Origin of the sequence: Afipia sp. OHSU_II-C1 (assembly GCF_000497575.1) — a bacterium.
Classification (GTDB): Bacteria; Pseudomonadota; Alphaproteobacteria; order Rhizobiales; family Xanthobacteraceae; genus Afipia.
In genome coordinates, this window is record NZ_APJI01000006.1 from 372,090 (window position 1) to 390,668 (window position 18,579).

Genomic DNA, 18,579 nt, shown 5'->3' on the forward strand with positions numbered 1-18,579 from the left:
AGTGTCTGGGTTTGAGGCGCTGCCGCGTGGCGGGTGGCGAAAGTGCGGTGATGCGTCTCAGCGCTCTCCTTCGGACAAATCGACGGAGGAGCCGCTGCCACCATGATCGCCCGAGCGGACGTGACCAGCAGCCGAGGCACCATGCCGAATAGTCTCGGCGCGCTTCATGCGGCGCGCCCAATCGGGCAGCCCTTCGGCCGAAGCGCTTGCGGCCTGCTCGCCAGCTTGCTCGCCCCCGAAGGCAGCCGCTGCACGACGCAATGGACTCATGGCAGCCGAGCTGCCCGCCTCAGCGACGCCAGCAAGGCCGCCGCTTCGATAGGCGGCTGACGCTCCCCTTATGACAGCGCCACCACCGCGCGCGGCGCCCGCAATCGCGCCGCCAGCGAGACCAACACCGCCGGCGGCAAGACCCGCGCCCGCCGCAACAATGCCACCGGCAGCAAGGCCTGTTCCAACCGCGGCACCGGCACCGAGCTGAGGCCCACCCGACACCAGGCCGTTGGCGATTCCAGGACCGAAGATGCCCAGGCCAAGCAAGGAGAGCGCCGCAAGGACCAGGGTCATCGCGTCTTCTATGGTCGGCTGATTGCCACCAAAGCCAGCGGTGAACTGCGAGAACAAAGTCGAGCCGATGCCGACGATGGCGGCCAGGACCAAGACCTTGATCCCTGAAGAGATGACGTTGCCCAAGACCCGCTCTGCCGCGAAGGCTGTCTTGCCAAACAACCCAAAGGGAATGAGCACGAAGCCGGCCAGCGTCGTGAGTTTGAACTCGATCAGGGTGACGAAGAGTTGGATCGCCAGAATGAAGAAGGCGAGCAGCACCACGATCCAGGCAAACAGGAGAACGACGATCTGGACGAAATTCTCGAAGAAACTGATGTAGCCCATCAGATTGGAGATCGAATCGAGCAGCGGTCGGCCAGCGTCAAGTCCGACTTGAGCGATCTTTCCCGGCCGAAGGAAGTCCGACGCGGAGAGACTTGCGCCTGATGCTTTTAGCCCAAGGCCGGCAAAGCTCTCGAAAACGATGCGTGCCAGACTGTTCCAATTACCGATTAGATAGGCAAAGACGCCTACAAAGAGCGTCTTCTTGACGAGGCGCGCGACGATGTCTTCGTCCGGCCCCCAACTCCAGAACAACGCAGCAAGCGTGATGTCGATCGCGGCAAGGGTCGTTGCGAGATAGCCGACGTCGCTACCGAGCAGGCCGAAGCCGTTGTCGATATATCGCGTGAACGTTTCCAGGAATTGGTCGATAATCCCCGTACCCGTCATGGCTTGCTCGCCTCAGGTGTCGCCGGTAGCAGATATCCCTGCGGGATCCGGCTCTGATCCTTTGGGGCCGGCGCCAACGCAGCGGCGGGTTCTTCTTGGCCACGAACCGCGGCACCAGATTTCTTGGCCAAGAAGCGTCGCCGGTTTTCGGCCCAGACCTGCCTGCAATGCTGATAACCTGCCGTTTCCTCCGCAGTGACGCTGCGGCAGCGTGCGAGGTCAGAGCTGGTTGCATCTGTCGTCTGCGCGGCCTTCGGCAGCGCGGGCTGCTCGTCACCACCGCGAAGCTGAATCGTGCAGGCAGTGACGACCAACACGCCGATTGTCGTAAGCAGCGACAACGCCTTGAATGCCCTTATGTCCGTCATCAGTGGAACATCTGTACGTTGGATGACTGATAGCCCTGTCCCGGAGTCAGGAACCGACGAAGCTGTTCTCGTCCCTGATCCTGGGCCGAGGCGCGCTGAGCCGCTTCAAGGCTCTGCGCCCGACCTTGCGCCGTCACGACGGCGGTGAGGTCGGCGAGCTGCTGCGCGTTCAGCGCGAGAATCTGATTGCCAGCCTGCGTTGCCTGCAGCGCGCCGCTGGCACCCTGGCTTGACGTTACGAGCGCGGATGTCTGGATGCGATTGGTGTCGAGGTTGCCAACAATGCCCGCCTGGACGCGAAGCGCGTCTTGCGTTGCGGCATAGGAATTCTGCCAACGTGACTGAGCGTTGGAGATCAGCAACTGGTTCGATTGGCTGCTGGTCGCTGGCGCGTAACTTGTCGAGAAGGCATGATCAATCTGCTGAACGTCGTAGGCGATCCGCTGGGCCTGGGCCAGCAATTGCTGGGTCCGCTGGATCGATGATTGCAGTTGCTGCAGCGATGAATACGGCAGGCTTGCCAAATTCCTTGCCTGATTGATCAGCATCTGTGCCTCGTTCTGCAACGAGGTGATCTGATTATTAACCTGCTGGAGCTCCCGCGCGGCCGTCAGGACATTCTGGACGTAGTTGGTGGGGTCAAAGACGATCAGCGCCCGTGCAGGCACCGTGACGCCAAGCAGCAGCGCGAAGGCGGCCGTGGTCGCCAATAGGCCAAGAGGTCTCATTGCGATTTCTCCAGATTGACGAGGTTGGGGATCAGGTCGAGGGCCCAGGCGACGCCGCGGTGCTGGAGCCAGGCGGGCACGAAGCCGTCAGGTCCATGTTCGGCAAGGAGCTGCGCGATGGCTGCCTGGTCTGTCTTGGAAGAGGCTGCGGTGAAGGCGAGCGCAACCTCACCAAGGCCAAGTTCGAACATCCGGTTGCCGCGACGAGACTGGCAATAGTAGTCGCGCTTTGGCGTTGCCCGGCTCAGAAGTTCGATCTGGCGATCGTTGAGTCCGAAGCGGCGGTAGATGGCGGTGATCTGCGGTTCGATCGCCCGTTCGTTCGGCAGCAACAGGCGCGTCGGGCAGCTTTCGATGATCGCCGGTGCTATCGCGGAGCCATCAATGTCAGAAAGCGACTGTGTGGCGAAGATGACGGACGCGTTCTTCTTCCGAAGCGTCTTCAGCCATTCCCGGAGTTGCCCCGCAAAATCCTCGTCATCGAGGGCAAGCCAACCTTCATCGACAATAAGGAGTGTAGGCCGGCCGTCGAGACGGCCCCCGATGCGATGGAAGAGGTACGACAGCACGGCCGGCGCAGCACCCGTTCCAATCAAACCTTCGGTCTCAAACGCCTGGACCGAGGCTTCGCCAAGGCGCTCGAATTCGGCGTCGAGCAAGCGCCCGGAAGGTCCGCCGAGGCAATAAGGTTGCAAGGCGCGTTTCAGAGAGTTCGATTGGAGCAGGACTGACAAGCCCGTCAGGGTCCGCTCCTCCCTCGGCGCCGAAGCGAGAGATGTCAGTGCCGACCACAGATGATCCTTGACCTCCGGGGTGATCTCGACCTTTTCCCGTGCCAGGATCGCGCCGATCCATTCCGTCGCCCATCCGCGCTCGGAAGGATCCTCAATCCAGGCCAGCGGCTGCAGGGCGACGGGGTTTTCGTCCCCGTCTGACAATGCACCGCCGAGATCATGCCAGTCGCCACCCATGGCGAGCGCAGCCGCCCGAATTGAACCGCCGAAGTCGAACGCAAAGACCTGAGAGTTCGGATAACGGCGGAATTGCAACGCCATCAGAGCCAGCAAAACGGATTTTCCGGCGCCGGTCGGGCCCACCACGAGGGTGTGGCCGACGTCGCCGACGTGGAGAGAGAATCGGAAGGGCGTCGATCCCTCAGTCTTGCCAAACAGGAGTGCCGGCGCCTTGAAGTGCAGATCCCTCGCCTCACCGGCCCACACGGCTGACATCGGAATCATATGGGCGAGGTTGAGCGTCGAGACCGGTGGCTGCCGCACATTCGCATAGACATGTCCCGGCAGGCTACCGAGCCAGGCTTCGACAGCGTTCACCGTCTCGATCATGCAGGTGAAATCGCGGCCCTGAATGACCTTCTCGACCAGCCTCAGCTTTTCATCGGCAGCGTTGGGATCTCGGTCCCACACAGTGAGGGTGGCCGTAACAAAGGCTTGTCCGATCTGATCCGACCCCAGTTCCTGCAACGCCGCGTCGGCGTCGATCGCCTTGTTGTGGGCGTCGGTATCGAGCAGCGTCGACGCCTCGTTGGTCATGACCTCCTTGAGAATGGCGCCAATGGATTTTCGCTTGGCGAACCACTGCCGCCGAATCTTGGTCAGCAGCTTGGTGGCATCGGTCTTGTCGAGCATGATTGCGCGCGTCGACCAACGATACGAGAATGCCAGGCGATTCAGGTCGTCCAGGACCCCCGGGGTCGTCGCGCCCGGAAAGCCGACAATCGTCAAGACCCGCACGTTCGCTGAACCCAGCATCGGCTCAAGCCCGCCGGTCAGTGGCTGGTCGGCCAAAAGCGCATCGATGTACATGGGAATTTCGGGCACGCGAACGCGGTGACGCTTAGTCGAGATCGTCGAGTGCAGATAGGTCAGCGTGGCCTGATCATCGAGCCAGGCGCAATCCGGCATGAACCCTTCGACGAGTTGCAGCACGCGGTTGGTTTGATCGATAAAGCCGCGCAACACCTCCCGGGCATCTGCTCCAACGGTGCGGTCGCGACCTTCATAGAGCAATCGCTCCGCCTTAGCCGCTCCCTCCTCCGGCGGCAGATAGAGGAAGGTCAGGAAATAACTGGACTCGTAGTGGGCACCTGCCTCCTCGAATTGCGCTCTGCGTTCGGCATCGACCAGCGCAGACGCGACATCCGGAAAGGTGTTTGGAGGATAAGCGCCCGCAGAATGACGCTGCGCCTCAACGAACACGGCCCAGCCGGATCCGAGGCGGCGCAAGGCGTTGTTCAGACGACCGGCGACGGCAACGAGTTCGGCCGGCACCGCGCTGTCGAGGTCAGGTCCCCGGAACTTTGCTGTCCGTTGGAAAGAACCATCCTTGTTCAGGATGATTCCCTCGTCGACGAGAGCTGCCCAGGGCAGGAAGTCGGCGAGACGCGCGTTGGAATGACGATATTCGGCAAGGTTCATCATGGCGGAGCGCTCAGGTGTTGAGGTGGCTGGGAATGCGCAGATGTCGGCGCACGACATCGACAAATGCGGGATCGCGCTTGGCGGCCCAGACGGCGGCCATGTGGCCGATGAACCAGAGGATGAGACCCGCGATCCAGAGCCGCAATCCAAGTCCAAGGGCCGCAGCAAGCGTGCCGTTCACGATCGCGACGGACCGCGGCGCGCCGCCCATCAGAATCGGCTCAGTGAGTGCGCGGTGAACGGGCACGACAAAACCTGTGACCGGTTCATCCATCAAACCACCACGCCGCCGCCGAAGGAGAAGAACGATAGGAAGAAGCTCGAGGCGGCAAATGCGATCGACAGGCCGAACACGATCTGGATCAGCCGGCGGAAACCACCCGACGAATCCCCGAACGCGAGCGTGAGCCCGGTCACGACGATGATGATGACCGCGATGATCTTGGCAACCGGACCTTCAACCGATTGCAGGATCTGATTGAGCGGCTGCTCCCATGGCATATTCGAACCAGCGGCCCATGCCGGCGCCGCCGCCAAAAGCACCGTGCCGAAGGCGGCCACCGATGCACCTCGAAGAAAACGAATTTGCTGACGCATGTCAGTCTCCTGCTGTTGAAAGGCTGTAGTCGCCGGCAGCTCCAAGCCCCCGGACGAGCGCGAGCTCAACGAGGCGACGATCAGCGCCACGCCCCGCCAGCACGGCGATAACGTTGATGGTCTCGGCGATCAGGGCACGCGGAACCGTGATGACGGCTTCCTGAATGAGTTGCTCAAGCCGCCGCAGGGCACCGAGCGCGGTACCAGCATGAATGGTCCCGATGCCACCGGGATGCCCGGTACCCCAGGCCTTGAGCAGATCGAGGGCTTCGGCACCGCGGACCTCGCCGACCGGAATACGGTCAGGACGCAGTCGCAGCGAGGAGCGAACGAGGTCCGATAGCGTCGCCACGCCATCGTTGGTACGCAAAGCGACAAGGTTGGGCGCTGTGCACTGCAGTTCGCGCGTATCTTCGATCAGCACGACCCGATCGGCAGTCTTTGCCACTTCGGCCAGGAGCGCATTTGTCAGAGTCGTCTTGCCGGTCGACGTTCCCCCGGCGACGAGGATGTTCTTCCGTGCGGCGACCGCGCTCTTCAGGATCTCGGCCTGCTCCGAGGTCATGATTTCCTTGGCGACGTAATCGTCGAGGGTAAACACCGCGACCGCTGGCTTGCGGATAGCAAAGGCCGGGGCGGCAACGACCGGAGGCAAAAGGCCTTCGAAGCGCTCACCAGTTCCAGGCAGTTCTGCCGAAACCCGTGGCGCCCCGGCATGCACCTCCGCACCTACGTGGTGCGCTACCAGGCGAACAATGCGCTCGCCATCCGCTGCGGAGAGAGTTTTGCCTGTGTCGATCAAGCCACTCGACAGCCTGTCGATCCACAACCGCCCATCCGGATTGAGCATCACCTCGATGATCGCTTCATCTTCGAGGTAGCCGGCAATCGCTGTGCCAAGCGCACTACGAAGCATGCGCGCGCCGCGCGAATTCGCTTCCGATTGAATGGAATGGCTTGGCACCGTCGTCCCCACCCAGTGAGAGCGTCCGCAAAGGGCCCTCAGATGGGATGATTAGAAAAAGCACCTATGGAGTTGGCGCAACAAGCGCTTTCGGTGATCGTAGACTGGCGTAGAAAAAGGAAGACTGAGAACTGATATTGGACTCCTGCTCAATCGTACCAGTCCGCTAAGAGCTATCGCTCACCACTCCGCGCCGTCGTCCGCGGGTATCAGGATGGGCGAATTCTCGTACAAGCCGACCGACTTGACACCATTGGAAACAGAGGCTGGCGTGGAGCGGGAAGTTAAACTCATCCATGAAGCGCAGACTCTACGCCAAGGCAGCGCGAACCAGACCAAGGCTGCGATCTGCAGCGCTACGTTGAGGCCGAACGCGACCTGATAGGCCTGGACGGACCTATGGCCATCGATCGTGTGCCATTGCTCCAGGATCAGGCCTGTCGCGTATTGTGCCAGAAATGCCCAACCAAAGTGCAGGACGTTCAAGACGCCGTTGGCACGACCAGCAAGCTCCGGCGGAAAGTAATCCGCTATTACCGCGAAGCTGACCACGGTTGCCGTTCCGGCAATTGCGACAACCGACCAGGGCAGGATGGACGGCAGGGGCGCTCGCAAGATCAAGGCTGAATCGGCTGCGATGAACAGCACTGCAACCACCACTAATATAGCCTCCGCTCCGATTCCTTTGCGTTTGATGTAATGGACGGCCATACCGAACAACCAGGCACCGCCGCTTAGTACGACGGACATTGTAAACAGCTGTCTGACGAGACTTGTGCGATCAAGCCTCTCCACGTCGATCAGCCACGGTGATGCCCACAGCCCCTGCAGAGACCAGGCTGATCCGACGCAAGTCGCCGACAACGGGGCCATTCGCCAGAAGCGCCGATCGCTGAAAACGGAGCTAAGAGTGGCGCAGGCTGCTGATGGGACAATGCCCCGCTCGGGAACCACGACATAGATGAAAATGGCCGTCGCGCCGGTCGCCGCCGCTAGGATCTCAAAGAGCTGCCGCCAGCTCATCCAAGCGAGTAGGTATTCTACGGGAACCGTAGCGGTCACCGCTCCTAGCGATCCCAGCATGATCATGTAGCCGTTAAGCAAGGCAACTCGTTCTCTGGGGAACCAAAGGACGATCGACTTCAGTCCTGCGGTCAACGCCGCCGCCACGCCAAGCCCGATCATTGCACGCGCGATCAAAAGCGACAGGAAACCGGTCGATATCGCGAAGAGTCCGGCGCCCGCTGCGGCTAGCAAGAGCAGAACACTCTGGACGCGACGCGGACCAAAGCGATCCAACAATATACCGACAGGGATCTGAGCCGCCGCGAATATCAGGAAATAGACTGACGTAAGCAACCCGAGGTCGGCAGTCCCGAGCGCGGTATCCGAGCTGAGATGACTGGCGATCAAAGCGTTGATCGTTCGATACAGATACGAAAGATAGTATCCAGCAGCAAACGGGAGAAAAACGCGCGAGATGAGACGCCATGTCCCGGAAATTTGCATGCTGGCCCTCTTGCTGTCAGCTCGTGCGAGCCGATAGCGCGACCAGCTTTTCGTCAGTTCGGGTAAATCCCTGCGGTCGTAGGGTGGCGTAGAATAAGAAGGATCCGCGAAATGGTCTGTCTACGTGGCTCTCTCAAGTTTCTTCGGCCGGTTCCTGACGACCGATGTCTTCTGGAATCTCCCGGAGAAAGCTTTGCCCCTTTTGCAAACGGCGCCCGAGTGCTTCGACAAATCCTTCAAAACGATCCCTGCCCTTTGCCTGCGCGGCAGCCTGTGCGTCGTTGGGTAGCGGCGGCGTGATCGTCAGCCAAAAGCGGATGAAGAGCGCCAAGCTTTCGGCCGTCAAGCCCACGTCGCGTTCCAGCCGCTGCATCTGGCGCGACAGCCGATCGAGGCGCCGGGTAAACGCCGCTTCTCGCCTGTCCGCTCCATCCGGGGACAGAAACGAAACAACTGCCGCTTCCACGATCGCCGACCGAGAAAGTCTTTTGCGATCGGCGAGCTCTGAGATCTGTTTCAGCAGTTCTGGCGGGAAGTAGACGTTCATCCGGTCGCGCATAATGCCTCAGAGCTCCATACCGTCATTCGGGTCCATGGCGACCTGACGCGCAACGCCGCGCATCTGCTGGCGTATGAGCCGGGACTGGCGGACCCCATCCTCGTCATCGTCAAGAACGGCGGCAAATTCTTCTGCCGGCGTCGGTTCGGTCGTCTCCTTGGCGATCGCGACGTGATCGGGGAGTTCGGGCTCGCGACGGAGTCCGCTGTTCGCCGTGTCTTCCTCGACCTCCGCGGCTTTGTCAGTTGGACCCGCCGTCGGCTTCAATGGTCCTAGCGCTGACCAACCGTCCGTTCTCGATGATCGGCCGGCGCTCGCCGGATTTGGCGGCGGCAGAACCCGCTCGGTGAACCGCCTATCCTCGTAGTAGCGAACTTTCTTCGCCCGGATCGGCGGCGTACCCGCCACCATGACGATCTCGTCCATCGGTGGAAGCTGCATGACCTCGCCCGGGGTCAAGAGAGGTCTGGCCGTCTCCTGCCGCGAGACCATCAAGTGCCCCAACCACGGGTTCAATCTATGGCCGGCATAGTTTTTCATGGCCCGCATCTCGGTCGCGGTCCCGAGCGCGTCCGATACCCGCTTGGCGGTCCGCTCGTCGTTGGTCGCGAAGCTGACGCGGACGTGACAGTTGTCGAGGATGGCGTTGTTAGGCCCGTAGGCCTTCTCGATCTGGTTGAGCGACTGCGCGATCAAGAAGCTCTTGATGCCGTACCCCGCCATGAAGGCGAGCGCAGACTCGAAGAAATCCAGCCGCCCCAGCGCCGGGAACTCGTCGAGCATCATTAGCACTCGATGCCGACGGTCGCGGGCGTGTAGATCCTCGGTCAGGCGCCGGCCGATCTGGTTCAGCACCAGACGGATCAGCGGCTTGGTCCGAGAAATATCCGACGGCGGCACCACGAGGTAAAGCGTCGTCGGGCGACCATCTGCGATCAGATCGGCAATCCGCCAGTCGCAGCGACAGGTCACCTGGGCCACGACGGGATCGCGGTAGAGCCCGAGGAACGACATCGCGGTGGATAGGACGCCGGAGCGTTCGTTTTCGGATTTGTTGAGGAGTTCGCGCGCGGTCGAGGCGACGACGGGATGGGCGCCCTGCTCGCCAAGGTGCGGTGTAGTCATCATCGCCCTCAGCGTGGTCTCGATCGGCTGCTTCGGATCGGACAGGAAGGCGGCGACGCCGGCCAAGGTCTTGTCCGCCTCGGCATAGAGAACGTGGAGTATGGCGCCGACCAGGAGCGAATGACTGGTCTTCTCCCAGTGGTTCCGCTTGTCGAGGGAGCCTTCGGGGTCGACCAGGACGTCGGCCACGTTCTGGACGTCGCGAACCTCCCATTCCCCGCGCCGGACCTCGAGCAGCGGATTGTAGGCTGAGGACTTTGGGTTGGTGGGATCGAACAACAGGACGCGGCCGTGTCGCGAGCGGAAGCCCGCGGTCAGTTGCCAATTCTCGCCCTTGATGTCGTGAACGATGGCCGAGCCGGGCCAAGCCAGGAGCGAGGGGACGACAAGACCGACACCCTTGCCGGATCGGGTGGGTGCAAAACACAACACGTGCTCCGGCCCGTCGTGGCGAAGGTAGTCGCGGTCGAGCTTGCCGAGCACCACACCATCCGGACCGAGAAGTCCCGCCGCTCGAACCTCGTCCGCACCAGCCCAGCGCGCCGACCCATAGGTCGCGACATTCTTGGCTTCGCGCGCCCGCCAAACCGACATGCCGATCGCCACCGCGATCGAAACGAAGGTCCCCGACGCCGCAATGAAGGCTCCTTCGACAAAGACCCGTGGCGCATAGGCGTCGTAGACGAACCACCACCAGAAGAAGACGGGCGGGTAATAGACCTTGAAGCCCAACAGTTCGAACCAGGGCCGCCCAAGCTCCGGTTGCCAGGCGAGCCGCCAGGCCGTCCACTCGGTTGCTCCCCAGATGGCCAGCAAAACGATCAGGCCGACCACGATCACCTGCCCCCAAAGGATTTTGGTTCCGGACATCCCGAACGCCCTTCCGCAGCTGGATTGGTGCGATTGTTAGAGACCGAGGTCGCGCTTGCGACCAAAGCCCCATTCGATTCCACCGCCGTCCTTCACGACGCCGGTGACGTGTTGGCCGAGCCTCCTTTCGAGTTCGCGCGACCAGGGCACGAGTTGGAAGCCGAGCCCATTGTCGATCATGGCGAAGCGTCCCGAGGCGAGCGTCAGACGCTGGCGATATGTCCCCGCCACATGCTCCCCGGATTCGGACTTCACGTAAGGGAGGCTGGTGTCGGCCGAGACTTTTGCGGCCACCTGGTCCAGTTCAAGCTGGCGCAACGTGTTCAGGAGGTTGCGCTGCAAGATGATGCGTTGGCCCTGCCGCCGCGCTAGGCCCTCCCGGATCAGATGCTCGGTACGGGCTTCCATGGCTTGGCGCGTCTCTCGGCCGAATCCGCCCATGGCAAGCGGCATGGAGTCGCGTTCGACCAGCCTGTGGTCAAGCCAGGTCGCGCCTTTTGCGGTGACCTGCTCGGCAAGATCGAGATCGGAGCGGATGGCGAGCACCACGGTCGGCCGTGGATCGCCGGCTTGACCGAAGCGTCGGACTTCGACGATTCCCCCAACGGGCGGAGCATGTTCGAAGGCCTCGATACCTCGAAAGCGCACGTGGTGCGCGCGTCCGTCGGTCCCGTCGATCAGGGCGTAGGCCTCGCCAGTCAGTTCGTCATGCAATCCACGCTCGACCAGTCGTCCCATAAGCTGAGACGTCGGCTGTCCACCCTCGATGACGAAGTCGGCGACGCCGCGCGCTTCCCCGCGCTCGGTAAAGGCGCGGTGCATGGTCTTGATGATGTCGCCGCGCATGCCGAGGTCGCGCAAGCTGCGCTCGGCCTCGAGTCCGACCATCCACTCCCCTGGTGCGGCGGATGCGGCAAGGCCCATCTTCTCGAGGTGCTGAAGACGGCCAACCATCAGGCGGCGGATCTCAGGATCCGCGCTGCCGGGATTCTTGGGTCGAAGATCGATATACCCGGTCTCTTCCGCCGCCAGTCGGACCTCCCGGTCGAGCCGCGTCCATCGTTCCGCCGAGACTTCCCTCTCCAGCGAATTGCGGATCTCGTGCTCCGGTTTTGGACCCAGTTCGATCGCGACCAATTCCTCGGCGCGTGAACGCAGGCCCCGGCTGATGTAGTCGCGGGAGATCACGAGATCAGCGCCCTCTTCGTCGACCCCCCGAACGAGAAGATGGACGTGAGGATTGTCGGTATTCCAATGATCGACAGCCACCCAATCCAGTCGCGTGCCAAAGTCGGCTTCCATCTGCTTGGCGAGGTCGCGGGTGAAGGCCTTCAGGTCGGTCATATCGCCGGCGTCCTCCGGCGAGACAATGAACCTGAAATGGTGACGGTCGTCCTTGCAGCGTTCGGCAAACGCCGCGCTATCGGCGCCGTCGCCGCGGGCATCAAACATCTCGGCCCGCTCACCACTCCGGGTCACGCCATCGCGCTTCAGATACGAGAGATGGGCCGTCAGCGGCGCTGAGCGGAAGGCTCGTCCTTTGTGGCGAACCACGCGCGCCTTCACCACAACGCGCCGCGTCGGGCTGAACAATCTCGCCCGGCTAAAGGCGAGGCGCCCGCGGCCAAACGTCGAACGCCCATGGGCCGCGGAACGCCTGCCGGCCGGGGTCTGACCCGAGGTGTGTCCGGTTTTCTTCGCCGCGCGTAGCACCTGATTGATGAAGCTTTTCGGCTTCGGCGCGCGGGTACTGCGGATGCGCCCGGGCCGGATACGCAGATCGCTGTCGCCCGTGGTCATGACTGCGCCTCGAAGGACGCCAAAACGCGTAGAGTGCCGAAAATGTAGTTGATCTCATTCTTAAAAATCCAAGGCGCGGCACGCGCCCCGACCGACCGGCACGCCGGAACCCAAGCCATGTCAATGGCTTGCGGTTCGAGCGGCGAGCCCCTTTTATCTCGCCGTCCTGCCGTCGTGGTCTCCGGGTCGCCGGTTCCCGAAAGAGCCACCGCGACCTGGCCGCCAACTCGCGAAGCCCCCACTGCTTCCGAGCGCTTGCGATAGCGATCGTTACCCGAAGGGCCGAGACACCCGAAGGGTGGCTCGGTGAGGAGCGAAGCGACGAGTAGAGCGCGGGCCGAAGGCATCGCCCATACACCATCAGCTTGCGAACCCGCACACCTGGTCATCGCGATACTCCCGAATCCGATCGAGGGACGAACATGCCAATTGGCCGGGGGACCATGGGCGAAACATCGGGCGCCGAGAACGCGGTCGTGACACCGCTAGACGGCATGAGCGCCAACAACCGATCACGCGTCTTCATGAGATCGGATCGCGTGACGAATAGCGTCGCAGCTGCTGATGACTGTCCGCCGGACGTCCACCTCGGCGGCAGTTCGACGGCAAGCAGATTTGCAAGCTTTGCGACGTATGCTCGCGTCTCGTCTGGCAGAGAGCCGCCCGCAAGATGCTCTTCATAGCGAGATGGTCCCGCATTGTACGCCGCAAACACGCCAGGCGAGCCATACCGATCGAGCAGTTCGCGCAAGTACGCCGTACCGGCCAGAATGTTGTCGTGCGGGTCGTAGGGGTCGTTCCCGAGATTGTAGCGCACACGAAGTTCCGCCCAAGTCGCTGGCATGATTTGCATCAGGCCCATTGCGCCTTTTGGCGATCTGGCGTGCACGTCACCAGCACTCTCGATGCGTTGGACTGATCGGATCCAGTTCGGCGCAATCGCAAAGCGTTGTGCGGCTTCATTGATGAAGCCGGCAAATGAGTGAGCGGTCTGACTGATCGCCGGCTGGGCGGTTGATCCGCTCTGGGCCAAAGCAGCACCGTCGAACGCGGTCAGAAGAAGCATCACGGGCACGACTGCACAAACGCGCGTGCCCAACCGACCCAAGCACGCGGTCGGGCTCGCGCCAGCCTTGCAGACATCGATCGAGACGGAGGAATGATCCCGCAATCGATCGAACAAGGGCATGGCGAGGAGAACACGTCGAATACGCACGATCACCCCTCCCACGTCCACACCGGCATCGCACGGCCGATCACGCTGGATGCCGGAAGAAATCCAAAATACCGGCCATCAAGAGAGTCGTCCGACTGCCAGTTCATCAGAAACAGATCGCCGTCGCCGACGACGCGGCAGCCCTGCCATTTCGGCAGCGGCCGGCCGCGTCCGTCGCGGTCCTTCGCCTCGCCCACCGCGACCTCGTCGACCGAAATCGTGAGGCCGGTTCTGCAAACACTCTGCCCCGGAAGGGCGAGCACGCGCTTCAGCATGGGCACGCCAATGGGCAAATAGCCGTTCAAATCGAGGAAGGTCGCGAGCGGCTCCGGCGGCTGCACGGCGACCAATTCAGTAACTTGGAATTGGTCCGCCGGTCGGAGGCGGTAGAGACCGATCGGCACGCTCGCGGATGCGTTCCAGATGTATAGCGGAATCGGCTCCAGGACGATCGTCGCGATGAGCGCAGCAGCGACCCCAATCGTCACGGCCAGCATCGGTAGGCGGCCCGTCATCGCATCACCCTTTGGCGATGGAGCCAGGCCTGATGGCGCGCTTTCGTATACGGGCGCGGGTTTTCATTAACGGACAGACGGTTGTGAACGTGATGCCAATGGTCGGGAGCGACATCAGCCGGATCGACGCCGAGCGCCTCAACGGCATCGATCATCTGCAGCACGCGCTCGACCTTCGGCCAGCCGGACAGGCGCAGCAGAATCTCACCGCCGGGCGTCACATAAGGAACGGTCGAGCAGCGCTGTCCCAGTGCGACCGCGCGCAAGATGTCGATGCGCGAAATGATCGTGCCAAAGTCGTTGGAGGTCCACCGGACGAAGGCAAAGATGCTGCCTGGCGCGAATGACAGGACACGCCGATGGCGATCAAGCTTCCGTTCCCCGACAATGCGACCGAACCGAATGCGGTTTTCGATGCGCTTCTCGAGCCACAACACTTCCACTTCCGTGAGATCGCTCATGCGGCGGCTCCCGGACGCTGGGGCTGGCAGCCGTGAGCTTGGGGCTCGGTCGAGAGTGTGTATCGCCTGCAAAGGCAGGCTGGCCTGTCGGACTGCCGTTGCCGAGCGCCATCGACGCCGCTTTCGGCCTGCTCCGTTAGAAGAAATCCGAAGGATTTCCGGTTAGTAAAGTTAGAGCGGCTGGAAAGCGCGGAGAAACAAGCTCTTAAGCTCGATTCCGGTCCCCGATAGCACGAGGATCGGGTCCCCGATAGCACGAGGGTTGCGGTCCCCGATAGCACGAGCTGATTCACAGGTTGTCCTCCGAATTTGGAATGAGACCGCGCCGGCGCAAGCGGGCCGTTAAGGGATCAACAGGCGTGGGTGCAAAGTTCAGTCGCTCGGTGCCATCAGGGTCGCGCGTGAGCACGAGCTGATAACCGGGCAATGTCTGGCGCTGGACGATCTGGCGCACGTCGTAAGCAAAGTGCTTGAGGGGCGAGAGGATGCCGGACTTGGCATGGAGGTGCACCAGATCAAAACTCCAGCCGCCGTCCTGGCGTCCGCCGTGCTTGCGCACAAGACGATAAAGCCACCTCTCAAGTCCGCCCGTCAGCTCGAAATAGGCGCGATCAATCGTCAGCACGAGCGCGTCATCGATGACGCCAGCGTAGAACCAATCCGGCAGGATCAGCTCGATCCCAAATGGGCGGCCATTTGCATCGGCCGTCTCTTTCCACTCGTTGATCCAGGAGAAGCGATGCCGTCGCCGCTCTGCCGGCTGACGGATCGACGTCAGCACGGTCGTTGACTGAAGTCTGTCGAGACCCGCCTTCAGCCGATCATAGTCGCGTGCGCCGGTGCCGCGGCCGACGAACGTCAGAATTTCATACGGCGTTGCAGCCATCAGGCGCGACGTCTTCAGGCCGGCATCACGGGCTTCGACAATCTGGGACGCGGCCCAGATCAGAACGTCTGCATCCCAGATCGTCGCCATGCCGTGTTCCGGCACGGCTTCGACACGAATTGCGATCGCACCGGCACGGAAGTCGATCGGCACGATCCGCTTAGTCTTTGCGAGGGAGAAGAACGGATACGCCATCAGATCCTGCGCGTCGCGCGGCGCAAGATCGCCGGGCAACGCCCGAAAGAGCTCAAGCTGGTCGCGCTCCGAATGGTGTTTGCGCCGCATGGTCACTACTCTCACGCGGCAATCAGCGACGTTCCTGGCCCGCATACGGGCGCAGCGCGGGCTGCTTCTTGGCCGGCAGTACCGTCCCCTTCCCGGGATCGGACGTCGACGTCTTGGCGCCGCGGTCAGCCCACGCTTTCAGGTCATCGACGGCGTAGACAACACGTCCGCCGATCTTCCGATACGTCGGTCCAGTACCGTACGTGCGGTGCTTCTCGAGCGTGCGACCGGACAGGCCAAGATAGCGCGCGGCCTCAGGTGTACGCAGGAATCGCGGTGGTAGACCGGCCATCGGATCGGGCATTTGAGGACTCCAGGAGGACATCGCACTACGCCTGGCTAGGCCGGCGTGTGTGCGGTCATCATGGAGAAGCAAGATCTCGGAGGGGGATGCCGAATATGGAGGGGGCCGCTTTCGATACCCCCCAACCGGAAGGGCTATTCGTCCCTGCGCCCGGACCGCAGAAGTTTGCGGTAACCACCGCGCATCAACGCAAGGCCGCCTTGCACCAAGCGGATTGTTCGATTGCGCAGATCATGGGTCTTCCAGGCACGGTCGGGGATTCGCTTTTTGCCGAAGAGCGCTTCGGCGATAACGCGATAGCTTCCGCCGGCGCTGCGAGCATCAAGCGCACGGATCGCGGCGCTCAAGCGTTCGCGCCGCTGTTTAGATAGTTGGTGAAAGGCAGGACCTGGTGCGCGTCCATTCATCGCGCGCCACAGCCGGCGGGCTGCATACGCACGCGCGCCGAAATCGCCGTCAAATGGCAGTTCGGCTGCATATGACGCGCCAAGCACCGGTGGATCCTTGGACCAGACACGGTGATCCACTGCACCGATGCGCAGCACGGCGTGCCAGCCGTCGGCGGCGCGGCGCATCTGGCCTGCTGCAAGGTCAAGCAGCGGTTGAGGCGCTGAACTGCGATCGGCGGCCGAGGCAACCTTGACCGGAACGACCGCCGCTAGAACCTCAGGCGCCCAAAAGATCGTCTGCTCATCGAACGACCGCCGCGGGTCATGGGCGAAAGCAGAGGCCCCACCTCCTCCTGAATTCGTCAGTCACTTCGCCGTTCGGGCTGTTGGCAATCATCACCTCGTACTCACGCCGGTAACCGGCGTTGCGGCGGAGACATTCCCAGGCGATGTCGGTGATTTCGGCGTCTTGTAGGCTCTTGTAGGATTCCGGCGACCGCCAGTCGAATTCAGGCATTGCTTCCGCCCCATTGCACGCTGCTAACAACGATTGCGCCGCAATAGGTATGAACGAGGCGGTTGTAGGAAGCCCCTAGTTTGGCACCACGTGGTGCACCGGAATGACCACCGATCAGCAAAAGAAAATAGTTCTGCCTGCAAGTCGCCGGCCGGCGGTTTTCTTCTATTTTGAGCCGGTGCCGCGCAAGAGGCGTCCCTGCTCGGTCACCCATTTGGCGCGCGCGAGATGACTCTGATATGCGCTTCGCGCACGGTCCGGCTCCCGCACCGGATCGATATGCAGCACCACTCGAGCGACTTCCATCCAGTCAGCCCCTTGGCTTTCGGCCTGCAGAAGGCGCATGTAGGTCACGACATGCTGCTCATCGTAGGCAGTGAGAATTTGATCTGCAGGCGCAGCGTCGGCGACGCCTGGGTCGAGCGGCGGCTTCCTCATAAGACTCCACGCCTTAGTTTAGACAATTTCTAACACGCGGGCAGGAAGGAGCAGAAGCGCCAAAATTGTCGCGGAAGCCGTCCGGATCGCGTTTTGTCGAAAATACTCCGTGGTGAAATACTCTTCAAGGACATGCCCTCTCGCGTATGGATATACGCGAGATACTTGCAATCAATTTGCGGAAGCTCCGGCAGGCCCGTGGTTTGTCACAGGAGGAATTGGCTCATCGTGCTGAAATTGACCGCACTTATATCAGCGCACTCGAGCGAAGCGTTTATGCGGCGGGTATCGACGTTGTCGATCGGCTCGCTCGCAGCCTGGGTGTCGAGGCCGCCGACCTGCTCACTCGCCCGCCCACAAGCACCAAGAAAAGGACTCGGGGGCAGGCCGAGTGATTGAGCCGACCCGCTCGATCCGGCGGCCGGTTCGCGCTCACTGACGCCTGGAAGGATGGGAAGCCCCGCCCGGCAGACCGGACGGGGCTTGATGAAGTGGCCTACTCGCCGGTCTTGCGCGGCCGCGACCAGAGCAGGGTGTAGCCTTCACCGCCTTCGTCGTCGAACAGGTTCGCGTAGATCGGCGCGTTGAAGGAAGGATCGTCGAGCTTGAGCGAGAGGTAGTCGCGGCCTTCCTCGGAACGCTTCGACCAGGCTGCGCCGATCTCCGCCCGGCCCACATAGATGCGGTGGCTGGGGGCGTTGTCATTGGAGCGGTTGGTCTCGGCGACGATGCGGACGCCCTTGGCCTTCAGGCTCAGGGTGACGATCTCGCCCTGGAATTCGTTACCGACCTTCTTGAAAGAACCGATGTTAGCCATGTCACTTCTCCTGTTGTGTTTCGAGCCCGCGACCACCGCGGCCTCGATGGCGATCTAGGGCCGAGGACGATCGGCGACGCACCCGCTCGGGCCGGAGCGCAGCGGAGGACGTCGTTGTGGCGACTTTCTTGCCTCGCGAGGAATGGGCGAAGCCCAGGGGAAGAAAGTCGCATCAACGGCGTTGCGGCTCAGACGATCGAGGCGAAGCCGGTCTTCGGCCAGATCAAGCCATCAACGAGGCCACGTGCGTCCGCGTGCTGAACCACGATATCTGGAGAAGCGTGGCTATCTCGGTTTTGATGAACAAGAGGCGTGAACGATTCAGCGGGGAAAGAGAAACAATCTCCTGCAAAAGGCGGTATCGTCTCCCAAGAACGGATCGAGATAAGATCGTTCTGCCGCGGCTGCGTGGGCCAGACCGAATGTCGGCAGCTTGATCGATGAATTCCGAGCAGGACGAGATCTCCGCGCTCAAGTTCGATCATCCCGTTCACCGCGCCGATCTACGCGAA

At 62.0% G+C, this 18,579-nt stretch carries 22 protein-coding genes; 1 reads left to right on the top strand and 21 read right to left on the bottom strand.

All coding sequences use genetic code 11. The features are described from left to right. Positions 1-57: 57 nt before the first annotated feature. The 19 genes from trbL to I554_RS0107110 all read right to left on the bottom strand — a co-directional run bounded on the left by trbL (position 58) and on the right by I554_RS0107110 (position 17,250). Positions 58-1,281: a P-type conjugative transfer protein TrbL gene (gene trbL, locus I554_RS0107015; RefSeq protein ID WP_006018734.1), complete on the bottom strand. Its 1,224-nt coding sequence runs from the start codon at positions 1,279-1,281 to the stop codon at positions 58-60. Then, on the bottom strand, positions 1,278-1,649 hold the full coding sequence (gene trbK-alt / locus I554_RS0107020; protein ID WP_006018733.1) for a putative entry exclusion protein TrbK-alt: 372 nt from the start codon (positions 1,647-1,649) through the stop codon (positions 1,278-1,280). Before trbK-alt ends, trbL begins: the two co-directional genes overlap by 4 nt. After that, the gene (gene trbJ / locus I554_RS0107025; RefSeq protein WP_006018732.1) at positions 1,649-2,377 is read right to left on the bottom strand and encodes a P-type conjugative transfer protein TrbJ; all 729 of its coding nucleotides are present in this window, start codon (positions 2,375-2,377) and stop codon (positions 1,649-1,651) included. The genes trbK-alt and trbJ overlap by 1 nt, the downstream gene beginning before the upstream one ends. After that, a complete protein-coding gene (gene trbE / locus I554_RS0107030) occupies positions 2,374-4,815 on the bottom strand; it encodes a conjugal transfer protein TrbE (protein ID WP_006018731.1) in 2,442 nt (813 codons plus the stop codon). Before trbE ends, trbJ begins: the two co-directional genes overlap by 4 nt. Before the next feature lie 10 nt (positions 4,816-4,825). Further along, positions 4,826-5,089 carry a VirB3 family type IV secretion system protein gene (locus tag I554_RS0107035; protein ID WP_006018730.1) on the bottom strand — a complete coding sequence of 88 codons (264 nt, stop codon included), beginning with the start codon at positions 5,087-5,089 and terminating at the stop codon, positions 4,826-4,828. Beyond that, the gene (locus I554_RS0107040) at positions 5,089-5,412 is read right to left on the bottom strand and encodes a TrbC/VirB2 family protein (RefSeq protein ID WP_006018729.1); all 324 of its coding nucleotides are present in this window, start codon (positions 5,410-5,412) and stop codon (positions 5,089-5,091) included. Before I554_RS0107040 ends, I554_RS0107035 begins: the two co-directional genes overlap by 1 nt. 1 nt (position 5,413) lies before the next feature. Continuing rightward, positions 5,414-6,328 (bottom strand): P-type conjugative transfer ATPase TrbB, encoded by a 915-nt coding sequence (gene trbB, locus I554_RS0107045; RefSeq protein ID WP_006018728.1) that lies wholly within the window; start codon positions 6,326-6,328, stop codon positions 5,414-5,416. Positions 6,329-6,556: 228 nt separating this feature from the next. Then, the gene (locus I554_RS0107050; protein ID WP_006018727.1) at positions 6,557-7,885 is read right to left on the bottom strand and encodes an MFS transporter; all 1,329 of its coding nucleotides are present in this window, start codon (positions 7,883-7,885) and stop codon (positions 6,557-6,559) included. Positions 7,886-8,018: 133 nt separating this feature from the next. Beyond that, entirely contained in the window at positions 8,019-8,444 is a 426-nt protein-coding gene (locus I554_RS0107055) for a CopG family transcriptional regulator (protein WP_006018726.1), read from the bottom strand. 6 nt (positions 8,445-8,450) lie between these two features. After that, positions 8,451-10,439 carry a conjugal transfer protein TraG gene (locus I554_RS0107060; RefSeq protein ID WP_006018725.1) on the bottom strand — a complete coding sequence of 663 codons (1,989 nt, stop codon included), beginning with the start codon at positions 10,437-10,439 and terminating at the stop codon, positions 8,451-8,453. A gap of 36 nt (positions 10,440-10,475) precedes the next feature. Then, positions 10,476-12,239, bottom strand: a complete 1,764-nt coding sequence (locus I554_RS0107065) for a DUF3363 domain-containing protein (protein WP_006018724.1) — start codon at positions 12,237-12,239, stop codon at positions 10,476-10,478. Positions 12,240-12,624: 385 nt separating this feature from the next. After that, positions 12,625-13,305 (bottom strand): lytic transglycosylase domain-containing protein, encoded by a 681-nt coding sequence (locus tag I554_RS0107075; RefSeq protein WP_051054937.1) that lies wholly within the window; start codon positions 13,303-13,305, stop codon positions 12,625-12,627. A 152-nt stretch (positions 13,306-13,457) separates the two neighbouring features. Beyond that, positions 13,458-13,970 carry a S26 family signal peptidase gene (locus I554_RS0107080; protein WP_006018721.1) on the bottom strand — a complete coding sequence of 171 codons (513 nt, stop codon included), beginning with the start codon at positions 13,968-13,970 and terminating at the stop codon, positions 13,458-13,460. Next, a complete protein-coding gene (locus I554_RS0107085) occupies positions 13,967-14,431 on the bottom strand; it encodes a DUF2840 domain-containing protein (RefSeq protein WP_006018720.1) in 465 nt (154 codons plus the stop codon). The genes I554_RS0107080 and I554_RS0107085 overlap by 4 nt, the downstream gene beginning before the upstream one ends. A gap of 289 nt (positions 14,432-14,720) precedes the next feature. Beyond that, positions 14,721-15,602, bottom strand: a complete 882-nt coding sequence (locus I554_RS0107090) for a replication initiator protein A (protein ID WP_006018719.1) — start codon at positions 15,600-15,602, stop codon at positions 14,721-14,723. A gap of 22 nt (positions 15,603-15,624) precedes the next feature. Next, a complete protein-coding gene (locus I554_RS0107095; protein WP_006018718.1) occupies positions 15,625-15,906 on the bottom strand; it encodes a helix-turn-helix domain-containing protein in 282 nt (93 codons plus the stop codon). A 134-nt stretch (positions 15,907-16,040) separates the two neighbouring features. Further along, positions 16,041-16,481, bottom strand: coding sequence for a DUF2285 domain-containing protein (locus I554_RS0107100; protein WP_024337242.1), 441 nt, complete (start codon positions 16,479-16,481; stop codon positions 16,041-16,043). 136 nt (positions 16,482-16,617) lie between these two features. Next, a complete protein-coding gene (locus tag I554_RS0107105; protein ID WP_006018716.1) occupies positions 16,618-16,812 on the bottom strand; it encodes a DUF6499 domain-containing protein in 195 nt (64 codons plus the stop codon). Positions 16,813-16,977: 165 nt separating this feature from the next. Then, positions 16,978-17,250 carry a hypothetical protein gene (locus I554_RS0107110; protein ID WP_006018715.1) on the bottom strand — a complete coding sequence of 91 codons (273 nt, stop codon included), beginning with the start codon at positions 17,248-17,250 and terminating at the stop codon, positions 16,978-16,980. A 146-nt stretch (positions 17,251-17,396) separates the two neighbouring features. Here I554_RS0107110 and I554_RS0107115 point away from each other — a divergent pair, with 146 nt between their 5' ends. Continuing rightward, the gene (locus I554_RS0107115) at positions 17,397-17,645 is read left to right on the top strand and encodes a helix-turn-helix transcriptional regulator (RefSeq protein ID WP_024337241.1); all 249 of its coding nucleotides are present in this window, start codon (positions 17,397-17,399) and stop codon (positions 17,643-17,645) included. Positions 17,646-17,746: 101 nt separating this feature from the next. Here the strand turns inward: I554_RS0107115 and I554_RS0107120 are convergent, their stop codons facing one another. Beyond that, positions 17,747-18,067 carry a DUF736 domain-containing protein gene (locus I554_RS0107120; RefSeq protein ID WP_006018714.1) on the bottom strand — a complete coding sequence of 107 codons (321 nt, stop codon included), beginning with the start codon at positions 18,065-18,067 and terminating at the stop codon, positions 17,747-17,749. A gap of 188 nt (positions 18,068-18,255) precedes the next feature. After that, positions 18,256-18,552 carry a hypothetical protein gene (locus I554_RS26270; protein WP_080654815.1) on the bottom strand — a complete coding sequence of 99 codons (297 nt, stop codon included), beginning with the start codon at positions 18,550-18,552 and terminating at the stop codon, positions 18,256-18,258. Positions 18,553-18,579: the final 27 nt, after the last annotated feature.

Coding starts and splice junctions, on each gene's coding strand:
- I554_RS0107095 (WP_006018718.1), bottom strand. CDS start 15,906: ATGCCCGATCCGATGGCCGGTCTACCACCGCGATTCCTGCGTACACCT.
- I554_RS0107055 (WP_006018726.1), bottom strand. CDS start 8,444: ATGCGCGACCGGATGAACGTCTACTTCCCGCCAGAACTGCTGAAACAG.
- trbE (WP_006018731.1), bottom strand. CDS start 4,815: ATGATGAACCTTGCCGAATATCGTCATTCCAACGCGCGTCTCGCCGAC.
- I554_RS0107115 (WP_024337241.1), top strand. CDS start 17,397: ATGGATATACGCGAGATACTTGCAATCAATTTGCGGAAGCTCCGGCAG.
- I554_RS0107110 (WP_006018715.1), bottom strand. CDS start 17,250: ATGAGGAAGCCGCCGCTCGACCCAGGCGTCGCCGACGCTGCGCCTGCA.
- I554_RS0107105 (WP_006018716.1), bottom strand. CDS start 16,812: ATGCCTGAATTCGACTGGCGGTCGCCGGAATCCTACAAGAGCCTACAA.
- trbK-alt (WP_006018733.1), bottom strand. CDS start 1,649: ATGACGGACATAAGGGCATTCAAGGCGTTGTCGCTGCTTACGACAATC.
- I554_RS0107075 (WP_051054937.1), bottom strand. CDS start 13,305: ATGCTTCTTCTGACCGCGTTCGACGGTGCTGCTTTGGCCCAGAGCGGA.
- I554_RS0107035 (WP_006018730.1), bottom strand. CDS start 5,089: ATGGATGAACCGGTCACAGGTTTTGTCGTGCCCGTTCACCGCGCACTC.
- I554_RS0107040 (WP_006018729.1), bottom strand. CDS start 5,412: ATGCGTCAGCAAATTCGTTTTCTTCGAGGTGCATCGGTGGCCGCCTTC.
- I554_RS0107060 (WP_006018725.1), bottom strand. CDS start 10,439: ATGTCCGGAACCAAAATCCTTTGGGGGCAGGTGATCGTGGTCGGCCTG.
- trbL (WP_006018734.1), bottom strand. CDS start 1,281: ATGACGGGTACGGGGATTATCGACCAATTCCTGGAAACGTTCACGCGA.
- I554_RS0107100 (WP_024337242.1), bottom strand. CDS start 16,481: ATGCGCCGCGCCGCCGACGGCTGGCACGCCGTGCTGCGCATCGGTGCA.
- I554_RS0107065 (WP_006018724.1), bottom strand. CDS start 12,239: ATGACCACGGGCGACAGCGATCTGCGTATCCGGCCCGGGCGCATCCGC.
- I554_RS0107080 (WP_006018721.1), bottom strand. CDS start 13,970: ATGACGGGCCGCCTACCGATGCTGGCCGTGACGATTGGGGTCGCTGCT.
- trbB (WP_006018728.1), bottom strand. CDS start 6,328: ATGCTTCGTAGTGCGCTTGGCACAGCGATTGCCGGCTACCTCGAAGAT.
- I554_RS0107120 (WP_006018714.1), bottom strand. CDS start 18,067: ATGGCTAACATCGGTTCTTTCAAGAAGGTCGGTAACGAATTCCAGGGC.
- I554_RS0107050 (WP_006018727.1), bottom strand. CDS start 7,885: ATGCAAATTTCCGGGACATGGCGTCTCATCTCGCGCGTTTTTCTCCCG.
- I554_RS0107090 (WP_006018719.1), bottom strand. CDS start 15,602: ATGCGGCGCAAACACCATTCGGAGCGCGACCAGCTTGAGCTCTTTCGG.
- I554_RS26270 (WP_080654815.1), bottom strand. CDS start 18,552: ATGATCGAACTTGAGCGCGGAGATCTCGTCCTGCTCGGAATTCATCGA.
- I554_RS0107085 (WP_006018720.1), bottom strand. CDS start 14,431: ATGAGCGATCTCACGGAAGTGGAAGTGTTGTGGCTCGAGAAGCGCATC.
- trbJ (WP_006018732.1), bottom strand. CDS start 2,377: ATGAGACCTCTTGGCCTATTGGCGACCACGGCCGCCTTCGCGCTGCTG.